The sequence below is a fragment of the Bacillus hominis genome (genome assembly GCF_030348325.1).
Classification (GTDB): Bacteria; Bacillota; Bacilli; order Bacillales; family Bacillaceae_G; genus Bacillus_A; species Bacillus_A hominis.
In genome coordinates this window covers 2,330,122-2,343,178 of the sequence record NZ_JAUCFS010000005.1, presented here as the reverse complement: position 1 = coordinate 2,343,178, position 13,057 = coordinate 2,330,122, and the positions used below count along the sequence as shown (strand labels likewise).

Sequence of the window (13,057 nt, the reverse complement as noted above, 5' to 3'; positions counted from 1 at the left end):
ATCCTCCGCTTTGGCTTGTTATTTACTACATTCAAACACATGAAATGAATTCCCTTCACCATACCCATTCTTTATTTCATGAACAACAATTTGACTAAATCCATTAGCAATAAGTATATTTTCAAATTCTTTCAAATCATATAGTCTTATAGGAAAATCCATAATCTCAGTTTCTGCTATTTTCTCATCATGAATAACTTCATATTTTAGTTTAATATTTAAAAGTTTTTGTGCCTCATCATATGATACTTTTCTATACTCAACAATTAATTCATTGTTAATTTCTTTTCTATTTGTCTCTATCCAATCTAGAATTTGTTCTGTTTCACTTCCACCTTGTACAACTGTAAGAAGGAATTTGCCATTTTCCTTTAAGTTGTTTTTCATATTTTGAAGACTATTGTCTACTAAATTATTTGGTAAAAGTGAAAATGAACCTATAGGAATCATAATAAGATCGTATTTTTTATCACTATGGTATTCTTCTATTCTTCCTTGTGTCACAACCGGTTTTAAGTTTAATTTTTCTGCTTTATTTTTACAAACTTTAAGCATATCTTTCGAAATATCAAATCCTTCTATATTCACACCATTTTGCATAAAAGGAATTAACATTCTACCATTTCCACACATCGGTTCTAACACTGTCATGTTTTTGTCTTTTGCAAAAGAAAGATAAAAATCCAATTCTTTTCCACTCGCAATTGATTTATCACTTTCATATATCTTTGTACAAAGTTCTCCATAATACGTATGCAATTGTAATTCACCTCTTAATTTGAAATGAGTGGACATTTCCCTACATATGTCTCACTATTTATTTGTTTTATAACAAACGGTGCAATATCTCCATTCTTAATTTTGATTCCTGGCATATCTATTAAACTTTCTTTTATATTTCCAATACTATTCCCCTCTATAACAAATGGTAATCTAACAATTGTCCAATCTACATCACTATTTTGTATACTTTGCAATTCTTTATATTTATCCTGCATCATCTTTGGAAGAAATAATCGAAATAAATTAGCTCCTATTTTATTTACAATTCCCTTCTGATCTCCTTTTACATTTAAGGAGCCTCCAGAAATAAGAATATAGCGCTTAATTTCATATTCCTTCATTACTTTTAAAATATGCTTCGTAACTGTATTAAAAATATAAGGTTCATTTCTCGGCTGACCTACCGCATTAATCACAGCTTTACACCCCTGAAGTAATTCCTGTATAGCTGAAAAATCACGAGCATCTCCACTGATAGTCTCTATAGTTTCATTAGTTATCGTCATATTTTTAGAATTTCTCTTTAATATTCGCACTTGATAGCCCTTTTCTAACGCTTGATTTACTAGGAATTTTCCGGCTTTTCCATTCGCGCCAAGAATCGCTATTTTATTTGTATTTTCCATTATTAGAACCCTCTTACTATCCATTATTTACTACAGTAATCTCATAAACACGTAAAAAAGTAATTAAATGCTCACATGCTCGTTCACATGCTAACATTTTAAAAACCTTTTGTTCTTCTTTCGTTTTATCATTCGCTTGATCTGAAGCAGCTTTTAAACATAAAAATGGTTTTTTATTTACATGACACACATAAGCGAATGCTGCCACTTCTTGATCGACGGCTAAAGCACCGTATACAGTATGCAGTAAATATCTCATTTCTGAACTTCGAATACGTTGATCTCCAGATAGAAATGTACCAAAATGGACCGGGTCATACGAACGCAATTTCTTCATCCGTTTTACAAGTGATTTAGTTGTTTCAATAGGTGCTGTTCTACCATCATATAGATTAAAACTATCTTCTCCTGAGCCAGCCGCTGTAACATCATGCTGCAAAGTATTAAGAGCTACAACGATGTGTCCATTTTTCACTTTATCTGATAAACTCCCGCAAATTCCTGTCATAAATAACTGGTCTGGCTGGAATTCACTTATTAATAGTTGTACACAACTAGCACAACTTACTTTACCGACACCAGTTACAACTGAAATAACTTCTAATTCATTAATAGAATGAAAATGAAATTCCCAAGCTGCTATTTTCTCTACACGCTCACTTGGATAATGTTGATGCAAATACGTAAGCTCTGGTTCCCATGCAGATACAATTGCTATCCTTTTCATTACACACTTCACTTCCTCCTATTTTCATTTAAATAAGTCATCTATACTCTTTCGTTCATAATCTGGTATCCACTCTTTATACTTCTTATATAAATTCCGTATCATTTCTTTATTCTTCGCGATTACTTCACATCCTCTATCATCATAAATAAACACGATAATATCCTTTGTTACATTTATAAAAAATACATCTGGATATGCAATTTCTTTTTTTCGTCCTAGGCGTGGACGTAGGTCAGGAAAATCTTCATGATTAGCTGCTTGAATAAGCGGTTCATATTTAACATCTTCAGCAAAACATTTTAAAGAAAATTGATATGTACAATATAAATCAGCTTCTTCATCTTCAAATAAAAATGGTAATGTTTCTTGTCTTATATGAAACTTTAAATCCCTCTTTTTAATAAATCTATTATATACATTTATTTTCTGCGGATTTTTTATATTTTCCTGTTTAAATCGATAAACATTTGTGACTAAAAAGACAGTATCTTCTTTTGAAAATATATCCTCAAATAGACTTTTATTATACCTATATAGTTGTGTGAAATATTCCATATTATAAGTGTTACCATCTTCTCTAAATTGATATTCACCTTTCCCAAAATCAAAATGAAGATGATTTTCCCACTGAGAGTATATGTATGGCACTAACGTAACTCCCGGAAATGTTTGATTCATATATTCTTTTAATTGCATTTTTATATCCTTTCTACTCTACAATTTCTTTTAAATGCCAATATGCTTCTTCTAGCCATGGATATATAACTTTCAATATTTCTTTTCTTTCCCATAAATACGAAATATATACAAACGCAGCGTGTTCCAAAGATTTTCCTAAACCTTTTTTCACCTCAATTAAATATGATGGTGTCCCTATTTGATCCCATTCTAATTTATCAGCAACCAATAATACTAAATCCATCTTTATTACATGTTTACGCAAAGTAGTGTGGCAACTGATTGCATTTAAAACTTCTTCGTCTTCTATTTTAAATGTCTCTCTTGTAATTACTCTCGATAATTTTTCTCGCCTCATTTGCCACACGAATTGAATGTTTATATGTAAATTCTTTATTGTATTTTAATAGAAACTCTTTTATATCATGTTCTATTTTCCCAGTTGGGGTAAATGAACATATTTCATTATATAGCACGTTAATCTCTTCCTGATTATTATTCTTCAATATAATATGAAATTCAAATAACCCTTCTATTTTAATTCGTTATGAATGGTTTAATTCCTTTTTAGTACGTTACATGAAATTTTATGTAGAAACATTACTATAAAATACATAAATGTTTGATATTATAGTAATGTTGATTAATTGTAAGGAAAGGAACTAACTATATAATGAATAAAAATGTATTAATTATTGATGATGATAAAGATATTGTAGAATTACTCGCTGTTTATTTGCGAAATGAAGGTTATAACATTTATAAAGCTTATGATGGTGATGAAGCATTACGAATGATATCTGCGTATGAAATTGACCTTATGATTTTGGATATTATGATGCCAAAACGAAACGGATTAGAAGTTTGTCAAGAAGTGCGTGAACATAATACTGTACCTATCCTTATGCTTAGCGCAAAGGCTGAAGATATGGATAAAATTTTAGGACTTATGACAGGCGCAGATGATTATATGATTAAACCGTTTAATCCACTAGAATTAGTCGCTAGAGTGAAAGCTTTGTTACGAAGATCTTCTTTCCAAAACGCTGCTAAACCAAAGAATGAAGATGGTATCATTCGCATTCGTACAGTTGAAATACATAAACATAATCATACCGTTAAAGTAAATGGTGAGTATATTAAACTCACTTCTATTGAATTTGATATTTTATATTTACTTGCGAGTAATACTGGCAGAGTATTTAGTTCTGAAGAAATATTCGAACGTGTTTGGAATGAAGATGGTTATGGTTCTAATAAAACGGTAATGGTCCATATTAGTAATTTACGGGATAAACTTGAAACAGTAATGAATGGTGAAAAACTGATTCATACGGTTTGGGGAGTAGGCTATAAAATTGAGAAATGAAGCATTTGATATATTAAAAGATATTCCAAAATGGAAGATGATTCTTTGGCTTTTATTAGCTATCACTCTTACACCTATTACCGAATTAATTATATATCGCCTCGTTACGAGTGTAATTGAGAGTTCACTTACTCTAAGCGAACTAAGTAAAGAATTCATTCGAATTTTTGGTTATGAAAAGTATAGAGGGATAAAGGAATCTTTATGGATGATGATCGTTTCTTATTTGTTTTTATTTTCTATTTTCTCATCCTATCTTTACATTTTTTATCGTCATGAAAGAAAGCTTTACTATGAAACTTGTATTAAAAAAATGATTGAAGAAATTCGATATATTGCGGGGGGAAACTTTAATCATAAAGTTTCTATTGTACACCATAATTATTTAGAAGAATTAGCAACTGGCGTTAATCAAATTGTTGAACAGTTAAAAGTATCAATTGATGAAGAAAGACAGGCGGAACAAGCAAAAAGCGAACTTATTACGAATGTATCACATGACTTACGAACGCCTCTTACATCTATAGTTGGATATGTGAATTTAATCCATCATGATAATTATAGAGATGAAGTGGAATTGCGTCATTACATACAAGTCATTTACGATAAAGTAACCCGTCTCAACGCATTAATGAATGATTTGTTTGAATATACACGTGTTCAAAATAAAGAGTTAAGTTTAAATTCTGTTCCTATTGATATTGTAGAATTGCTTGGACAATTAACTGTCCAATTTCGGATACAGCTTCAAGAAGCTAATATTGAATGTCGACCTTCTTTCCCAGCTCAAAAGCTAATGGTACTAGCTGATGGGGATAAATTAGTACGTGTGTTTGAAAACCTAATCATAAACGCTATTACTTATGGAAATGATGGAAATCATATTGATATTACAGCTTACGAAAGCAATAATACGATCGCTATTGATATAGCAAATTACGGACAAGCTATTCCAAGTACTGATTTACCTCATATTTTTGAACGTTTTTATCGCGTGGAGAAATCACGATCGACAAACACCGGTGGATCTGGGCTCGGATTAGCAATTGCAAAAAGTATTGTCGAACTGCATAAAGGAACAATTGAAGTATATAGTGATGATAAAAAGACAACTTTCACTGTAAAATTACTTCCATACAAATGTTAATAAGACATATTTTTAGGTTCAATTTCTTATCTAATAAGAAATTGAACCTTTAATTTTCCATCAAAATCCAAAATTAAAGAATTCCTTAAAATTCTTTAGAAATTCTTTACCTTTTCTTTCTTCCTAATTAAGCATTCTTTCTTACAATAGTACTATTGATGTAAGAGTAGGAGGATCGCTTATGCAATTCTTAAAAAAAATAACAATTTTATTATTATCTTTTCTTATTACTGCACTTATCGTTTTATATTTTTATCTTTATGTAAATGGTCCAATTATTCAAGCTAAATCAGCTATTTTAATAGATACTAATTCGGGTGAAATTGTTTATAAAAAAAATGAAAGTACTCCCATTCAGTCGGCCACTTTATCTAAATTAATGACAGAATATATTGTGATGGAGCAACTTCATAATGGCAAAATACAATTAGATGAATCTGTAAAAATAAGTAACGACGTTTTTCAAACCGAAACGAGTCCTATACATGTAACATCGAAGGATAAAACAACTGTTCGTGATTTACTAAATACATTGCTTTTAACCGGAAATAATCGTTCTGCACTTGAACTAGCAGAACACATTGCTGGAAATGAAGATAATTTCACATCGTTAATGAATGAAAAAGCAAAACAACTAAAGTTATCACAACAATCTCCATTTTTAAATTCCACTGGAATAAATAGTGGGAAGAATAAACAATCGATTACAACAGCAATAGACGCAGCCGAAATAGCTACACAATTAATAAAAGACTATCCAGATGTATTAAATATAACTAAACTAACCTCTTACCAATTTACCTTCAAAGATTTTCAAGTTCTCAACACAAATAAAATGATGTACTCTCTTGATAAAAACATTAAATTAAAAGGTGTTGATGGCTTGCAAACTAGTTTGTCAACTAACGGTAATTATAGTTTTATTGGTACAGCAAAACAAGGAGACACAAGGTTTATTTCCGTAGTATTAGACGCCAATGAAGAAAACACAGCTTTTGTTGAAACAAAAAAGTTACTTCAATACGGTTTTGAACCTACCTCATATTCTGCACTCCAAGCTTTCAAAGACGCTATTACATCTTGGACCATTTTGCTTCAGTTTAAAAATTTAATTATGCAAACGATTATGATCTTTTTAATCATTACCACCTTAATGTTTTTACATATACGTCAGAAAAAATCAGAGGATTTTAACTAAGAATTCCTCTTATATATAAGAACCGACTTGTTGGTTGAGCGATCGATATGTTTTGCTGAAATGTCAATATACCTTAAAAAAGAGCTCTCTTTATCAAGAGAGCTCCTTTTCTTATTTCTTCTTCTTTTCTGTCGGTTGGCTTTGTTTAGCGAAATTAGATGAATCATCGAAATTCGGTTGCTTTTTACCAGCATTATTACTTCTACCTTTTCCCATATGTAATGCACCTCCCTCCCCTTACTATTCCCAATAAAAAAATTCTTTTGCATCCAAGAGAATTTTTTGTTGGTCTCTTATTAATAATGCCCAACCATGCCCGTAGTACTTCCAACACTTCCAGCCTGCCATACCATATTGGATGCTGTTGACCATGAATTAGTCATGTATAATATGTATCATCTCTTATTTTTTATGGCTTTTTACGATTTAGGTCTTGATAACGAATGGCCAATATGCTGGAACAATACGAAGGAATTAGAGAAATGCTGAATGATTGGAATAAAGTACCGAGACCAATAGTAACTGAAGATATGAAAGAAAAACTGCAAATATGGCTTGTGCAATCAATACAAAACAAAGAGGAAATATTGATTTCATATTATCGTAACCGGATAGTACACGACATGTACATAAATGTATTACATATCGATCCGATGACGAGAACTGTGTATTGTACGGATGCATTTGATTTGAATACCGAGTTTTAGTTTTATGTTAAAATAAATTTATTCAGAGAATAGGAGGGTACATATATGTCTGAACCGAAGATGAAAGAAACTGAAAATAGTGTAATTGAATTTATTGAAAGTGTGGAAAGTGAGAAGAAGAAGGCAGATGCCTATCAGTTATTAGAAATTTTTGAAGAAGTAACTGGTTACAATGCTAAAATGTGGGGCCCTAGTATTATTGGCTTTGGTAGCTATCACTATAAGTATGCATCAGGACGTGAAGGCGATGCGCCTTTAGTGGGTTTTTCACCAAGAAGGGCGAAAATTAGTCTTTATTTGACCTATGAAAGTGAGGAAAGAGAAAAATTATTAGAAAACTTTGGTAAACACACGAAAAGTAAGGCTTGTATTTATGTTAATAAATTAGCTAATATTGATATCGATGTTTTAAAGGATTTAATTAAACATACAGTAAAAACATATCAGAACCTTTATCCGAACGAATAAAGTTATTGCTTGATTTTAAGGAGCTGTGAACAGTTGGGCTAATTCCATTTTGATTCCAAAATCCTTTAAGGTTCTGACTTTATCGATTTCCCTCTATTTGTTTGTGAAGCAAATTATATTATTTTAACGGGTAGTATTAGTTCAATTAGGTTGATAACATATTACGCTAAAAACGCTCAGAAAAACCTGAGCGTTTTCGCTTACCATTTATATTGCTAATTTACTTTTAAAATCTATACTAATTAAGTTGTTCACACCACTTAAACCATTCTTCTCTGACTTGCCAATTATAGTTGAAATAAAGTGTACACACTAATCTCTCCTCTACCCCAATGATCCACACTTAACAGCATCTATAATATAATGCGGCTCATCCTTTTGTACATATTCCTCTATACATTTAACCATTCACAATCACTTTTCTTCGATTAAGTTCCTCTAGTGTACGATCAATTATTTCTTTTACAGATAAAGATCCATCCAAGACAATATCTGAATTTGGTTTAACAGTATGAATCGCCTCTAAATATGCTTTTCTCGCATGTCTCATGTAATATTTCAAATCATTATGTATTTCACTCATTGTATCTTCCTTAAAATCTCGCAAAATTCTTCTAGCCATCGCAATATCTAAAGGTGTGTCGATAAATATAGTTACATCAATGAATTCTCCCATTTCTCTATTTAAGTATGCAAAAGGGTAATCTACAATAATATAGTCCAAATTACTATCTCGTATAAGACGCTGAATATCATGAACTAATGGTGTAAGTAGCCATTCATCATAATTCGCTCCATCATCAATCCACTCACAAATATCAGCAGGGCAGTTATCAAATTTATAACTATCAAAATATAGAGCTTTTGAATTCGTTAACTCATGCGTTAATCTTTCTGTAATTGTAGTTTTCCCTCCCCCTGAAACGGCTGCTATTGCAATTATTTTTGTTTTTTTACTCATGATTTCTCCACCAAACCTTTTTAATTTTTGTTAACATAATATAATTATAAAAACCTATTATTAATTATTGTTGCCATTCATATTCTAACATACTCATTTCCCATAAATTCCAATATTTATCACCGACTTTTCTTGACTCTCTTAATAATCCTTCTTTTACAAATCCTATATTTTCATAACACAAAATGGCTGCCGAATTAAAATCAAAAACACCAAGAGTAACTCTATGTAGTTTTAATTCATTGAATGCAATATGAAGTACTGCTTTCATCATCTGTTTCCCTATAGAACGTCCTCTCATATTTGTATCTCCAACTAATACTTTACCAATCCTAGCAGACTTATTTATATTGTCTATTTGCCCAAGCGAAATATGTCCAATAACTTTTGCAGTCTCTTCATCTATTACTTTGAAAGCGAGTGTATTTGCCTTTTCATAATTTGCACTGTCGGTATATCTTTCTAATTGCTGTTCATCTAAAGGATATGTAAATGCATTTCCTGACCATTGTATTAAAAATTCTTCGGAATCGATCCAATTTATTAATTGTTTGAAATCGGACCTTGTAAATTTTTCAAGTTTTATCATTCCCATTCTCCTTTCATACACGCTTATATTTACACTCAAGCTTATTTCTATATGAAAAATATATTCCCTTTTGTACAAAATAAAAAGCCATTCATAAGAATGGCTTTACAAATATAACAGCATCATTATGCTTTGTTTGCTACGTCAATACCGTTAAAATCAAACTCAGCAGTAACAGTTGTAGCCGGTGGTAAAATCGCTTCAATTTTACAAAGAGATATAATTGCTGCGACTGAACCAGGAATAGCAGCTAGCTTAACAACATCGCAAGTTACCGAAGAAACAGTACCTATATAAGTACGTCCTTCAGTATTAATTCGCACTGTTTTATCAACTAATTTTTTTAGCTCATCTCTAATTCCTTGTACACAAGAGCTGTCACATTTCTCATGCTTTTCCTTTTTGCACTCTTCAAAAATATCCCAGCAATCATCCTGTTTACACGTACATTTTTTTCTACAATTATTAAATCGAGAACCCAAAACCTCACCCCCTAATCCTTTCTATTAGTAAAGTATGTCCAATAGCTTAAAAGTGTACGAGACAAAAACATAGAAAGAAAAAAACAAACTTTTGTACTAAATGTTTTTATTTACTTAAAAACAGATTCATCGTCATATCAATCTCTAATTTAAATCCTTGAGATATCTGCAATTACAATAAAAGTTTTTCCTTTAATAATTGTAGTCCTAGATAAAAATATAAAACTGACCTCCAATAATTAGATGCCAGTTTATATCTGTAAAAATTATCATTTAAATTAATATTTTAATAAAACCTATCAATTTGCTATTTAAATCCACTTCGAAACTTTCTTTCTATTACAACGAAATAAATGTTCTATCTATTCATTTTAATTCTTCCGCATATACCGTTTCAAAAGTTATCACATTTACATTTACTATTATTAATAAGTAGCATAGGAGGTGTAATACTACTATGAGCTGTATAATTACAGGATTAACACAGCCACTTTGTTTAACACTTGTTTATAATATTTCATCGGGCGTACTAATATCTTCTACTGTTGATTGCGGGGAGTGTACTTTAGAAACAGAATTCGATTATACGAGTAAGAATCTAGTTATAAGAGTACCATTTACTGGCGAAGGTCTACTTGTATTCACTGATAAGTTCCAAGCAACTTGCGTAACAACGAATATAACTCAACCTTAATCTAAGTAATTTTTCAGGGGAAAATAGAATTATAACTTCTAATTCCCCTCTCTCCCTCCTAAATTAACAAACAAAACCTACATTTTGTTTTCATTATAAATTTACAATTTAAATCATGTTGTACATTTTTTTATTTCTACACTATTATCTAATCTCTTCATCCTTTCCAAAGATCGAATCTGTTACATTTCCTATTAATAGAAAAGGAGGTCGAAATACAATGCCTTGTGTCTTACCAGGATTAACTCAACCAGTTTGTTTAACCATTGTTTATAACATTTTATCTGGCACACTTATATCTTCTTCAGTTAATTGCGGTGAATGCGAACAAGAAATTGGATTTGATTATGTGAGTAAGAATCTAACAATTGTAATGCCATTCACCGTCCAGGGTTCACTTACATTTAATGATAAATTTTTAGCTAGTTGCATTACAACGAACATAACTCAACCTTAATTAGGTCTATAAATTTTTTAGAGAAGTGGAATGCACGTTGTATTTTTCGATTTAAGGTATACACCTATATATAATCAGATTTCAGTAAAAAGCGTCATAGTTTAACTTCCACCTTCTATTTCAATACCGTCTCCCTTCTTGTTTTCATTTTCTGCTTGGCTCTTATATTTTTTCATAAAAAAAATGAGCTCTAATTAAATAGAGCTCATACCTAATTTTATAGTTTGCTAGACTGTAACCCTTGAATAAATGGAACTACTTCAGGATTTACAAGTGACGATAAATCTCCTAATTCTTTTCCTAAGTAAGCTGCTTTAATGACACGTCGCATGACTTTAGAATTACGTGTTTTAGGTAAATCTTCTACAACGTGAATATCTTTAGGACATAATGCTTTTCCGATATGTGAGTTTACTAAACTCATTAATTCTTTCTTTAATTCTCCTGTAAACATTACACCATCTCGTAGTACTACAAAACAATGACAAACTTCACCTTTTACATCGTCAGGCACACCAATTGCTGCTGCTTCTATTACATTATTATGCTTTACAAGAATAGATTCATATTCAGCAGGGCCAATTCGTTTACCTGCAATATTTAACGTATCATCTGAACGTCCTGTAATAATATATTGCTCACCGTCATAAATAACCCAGTCACCATGAACCCATTTATTTTCAAAGCGTGACCAATAAGTATTTACATATCGCTCATCATCTTCCCAAAAACTTTTCGTCATACCTACCCAAGGTTTTTCTAAACATAATTCTCCGACTTCATCACGAATAGGTTTACCTTGATTATCAAGTACAATCGCTGCCATTCCTGGTAAAGATGCGTTAAAACTAATCGGTGCAATTGGCTTAATAAGGACGTTTCCAAAAATCCCTCCAGAAATTTCAGTTCCTCCTGAATAGTTACAGATTGGGACTTTTCCTTTTCCAACTGTTTCAAATAGCCACATCCAAGGGTCTGGATTCCAAGGTTCTCCTGTTGATGCGAATACTTCTAAACTCTTGAGCGAGTGTTTATTTACATATTCATCACCTTTTGCCATTAACGCACGAATTAATGTTGGTGAAATACCGAGATGTGTAATTTCATATTTATCGACTGTCTCCCATAAGCGGTCTGCTTCTGGAAAGTCTGGGACACCTTCGTACATAACCATCGTTGCGCCATTAATTAAAGAGCCGAATAGTAAAAATGGTCCCATCATCCAGCCCATATCAGTTACCCATAATACGCGGTCGCCTTGTTTTATATTCATTCCAAATCCTGCATCAAATGCAGATTTTAGCGGAAAACCAGCATGTGTGTGTACTGTTCCTTTCGGCTTACCAGTTGTTCCTGATGTATAAATGAGCATTAATGGATCATCACTATGCATTTCCTCAGCATGTATAAATGGTTTTTCTTTTTCTAACGTACTCCATGAAAAATCGTAATTATGCGGTGTAAAATCATTTCCTGCATGTCGAACAATTACCACCTTTTCAACAGTTGGACAATGTTCACAAGCTTTATCTACTTCATCTTTTAAAGAAACAATTTTGCCTCGGCGTGAAAATCCATCTGCGGTAATAATCATTTTTGAACCCGCTGCTTGTACACGTGTCATTACTGCATCAGACGCAAAACCTGAGAATATCGGTGAAATAATCGCTCCAATTTTCATTACTGCTAACATAGCAACAACTGTTTCAGGAATCATTGGCATGTAAATTGTTACACGATCACCTTTCTCAATACCAGCGTGTTTCAAACCGTTCGCAACACGGCTTACCCAACTGTCAAGCTCTTCATATGTAAATGATTTAGAAGTTCCATTTTCTCCTTCGTACATAAGTGCTGGCTGTCTTTTCGTTTCGTCATCAGCAAGCCAGCGAGATAAAGCAGATTCTACAACGTTACAAGTTCCCCCAGTGTACCACTGTGCAAACGGTGTACCATTTCCTAAATCTAACACTTCTGTATATGGTTCCATCCACTGATAACCAACTGCTTTCTCAGCTTCTCCCCAAAACCACGCTGTTTCTTCAATTGACTTATTATAAAAATCTTCGTAATCTTCATAGCCTAATGATTTCATCCAACTATATAAACGCGTTTTTTCTTTATACTCTTCTGTTGGAAACCAAACTGCTTGTTTCAATGTTTTCCCC

15 protein-coding genes and 2 pseudogenes are annotated in these 13,057 nt (G+C 32.0%); 7 read left to right on the top strand and 10 right to left on the bottom strand.

Going from position 1 to position 13,057, the window contains the following annotated elements:
• Window positions 1-18 precede the first annotated feature (18 nt).
• The 5 genes and pseudogenes from QUF93_RS14590 to QUF93_RS14570 form a co-directional block, all read right to left on the bottom strand.
• Window positions 19-759, bottom strand: a complete 741-nt coding sequence (locus QUF93_RS14590; RefSeq protein WP_289375534.1) for a class I SAM-dependent methyltransferase — start codon at window positions 757-759, stop codon at window positions 19-21.
• Window positions 760-773: 14 nt separating this feature from the next.
• Window positions 774-1,409, bottom strand: a complete 636-nt coding sequence (locus QUF93_RS14585) for an SDR family oxidoreductase (RefSeq protein WP_289375533.1) — start codon at window positions 1,407-1,409, stop codon at window positions 774-776.
• 16 nt (window positions 1,410-1,425) lie between these two features.
• Window positions 1,426-2,136, bottom strand: a complete 711-nt coding sequence (gene mtnN, locus QUF93_RS14580) for a 5'-methylthioadenosine/S-adenosylhomocysteine nucleosidase (RefSeq protein WP_289359215.1) — start codon at window positions 2,134-2,136, stop codon at window positions 1,426-1,428.
• A gap of 24 nt (window positions 2,137-2,160) precedes the next feature.
• Entirely contained in the window at window positions 2,161-2,835 is a 675-nt protein-coding gene (locus QUF93_RS14575) for a DUF3885 domain-containing protein (RefSeq protein WP_289359214.1), read from the bottom strand.
• Between the two features lie 13 nt (window positions 2,836-2,848).
• Window positions 2,849-3,293: pseudogene (locus QUF93_RS14570) on the bottom strand (HAD family hydrolase).
• 197 nt (window positions 3,294-3,490) lie between these two features.
• Between QUF93_RS14570 and QUF93_RS14565 the strand changes: the two are divergent.
• From QUF93_RS14565 to QUF93_RS14545, 5 genes are all read left to right on the top strand, one after another.
• Window positions 3,491-4,186: a response regulator transcription factor gene (locus tag QUF93_RS14565; protein WP_289359213.1), complete on the top strand. Its 696-nt coding sequence runs from the start codon at window positions 3,491-3,493 to the stop codon at window positions 4,184-4,186.
• Window positions 4,176-5,333: a sensor histidine kinase gene (locus tag QUF93_RS14560; protein ID WP_289359212.1), complete on the top strand. Its 1,158-nt coding sequence runs from the start codon at window positions 4,176-4,178 to the stop codon at window positions 5,331-5,333. The genes QUF93_RS14565 and QUF93_RS14560 overlap by 11 nt, the downstream gene beginning before the upstream one ends.
• Window positions 5,334-5,514: 181 nt before the next feature.
• Window positions 5,515-6,531, top strand: a complete 1,017-nt coding sequence (locus tag QUF93_RS14555; protein WP_289359211.1) for a D-alanyl-D-alanine carboxypeptidase family protein — start codon at window positions 5,515-5,517, stop codon at window positions 6,529-6,531.
• 443 nt (window positions 6,532-6,974) lie between these two features.
• Window positions 6,975-7,238 carry a YolD-like family protein gene (locus tag QUF93_RS14550; protein ID WP_289375532.1) on the top strand — a complete coding sequence of 88 codons (264 nt, stop codon included), beginning with the start codon at window positions 6,975-6,977 and terminating at the stop codon, window positions 7,236-7,238.
• 45 nt (window positions 7,239-7,283) lie between these two features.
• Window positions 7,284-7,706 (top strand): DUF1801 domain-containing protein, encoded by a 423-nt coding sequence (locus QUF93_RS14545; RefSeq protein WP_289359209.1) that lies wholly within the window; start codon window positions 7,284-7,286, stop codon window positions 7,704-7,706.
• 316 nt (window positions 7,707-8,022) lie between these two features.
• Here the strand turns inward: QUF93_RS14545 and QUF93_RS29040 are convergent.
• The 4 genes and pseudogenes from QUF93_RS29040 to QUF93_RS14530 form a co-directional block, all read right to left on the bottom strand.
• Window positions 8,023-8,093: pseudogene (locus QUF93_RS29040) on the bottom strand (alpha/beta hydrolase); the annotation flags it as partial.
• A 13-nt stretch (window positions 8,094-8,106) separates the two neighbouring features.
• On the bottom strand, window positions 8,107-8,667 hold the full coding sequence (locus QUF93_RS14540) for a nucleoside/nucleotide kinase family protein (protein ID WP_289359208.1): 561 nt from the start codon (window positions 8,665-8,667) through the stop codon (window positions 8,107-8,109).
• Window positions 8,668-8,731: 64 nt separating this feature from the next.
• Window positions 8,732-9,256 carry a GNAT family N-acetyltransferase gene (locus QUF93_RS14535; RefSeq protein ID WP_289359207.1) on the bottom strand — a complete coding sequence of 175 codons (525 nt, stop codon included), beginning with the start codon at window positions 9,254-9,256 and terminating at the stop codon, window positions 8,732-8,734.
• Window positions 9,257-9,381: 125 nt separating this feature from the next.
• Window positions 9,382-9,738 carry a hypothetical protein gene (locus tag QUF93_RS14530; RefSeq protein WP_002119556.1) on the bottom strand — a complete coding sequence of 119 codons (357 nt, stop codon included), beginning with the start codon at window positions 9,736-9,738 and terminating at the stop codon, window positions 9,382-9,384.
• Between the two features lie 457 nt (window positions 9,739-10,195).
• Between QUF93_RS14530 and QUF93_RS14525 the strand changes: the two genes are divergently transcribed.
• On the top strand, window positions 10,196-10,432 hold the full coding sequence (locus tag QUF93_RS14525) for a hypothetical protein (RefSeq protein ID WP_002119554.1): 237 nt from the start codon (window positions 10,196-10,198) through the stop codon (window positions 10,430-10,432).
• Window positions 10,433-10,652: 220 nt separating this feature from the next.
• The gene (locus QUF93_RS14520; protein ID WP_002119551.1) at window positions 10,653-10,889 is read left to right on the top strand and encodes a hypothetical protein; all 237 of its coding nucleotides are present in this window, start codon (window positions 10,653-10,655) and stop codon (window positions 10,887-10,889) included.
• Between the two features lie 217 nt (window positions 10,890-11,106).
• Here QUF93_RS14520 and QUF93_RS14515 read toward each other — a convergent pair whose 3' ends face one another.
• Complete coding sequence (locus tag QUF93_RS14515; RefSeq protein WP_289359206.1) at window positions 11,107-13,047, bottom strand: AMP-binding protein; 1,941 nt, start codon at window positions 13,045-13,047, stop codon at window positions 11,107-11,109.
• Between the last annotated feature and the right edge of the window lie 10 nt (window positions 13,048-13,057).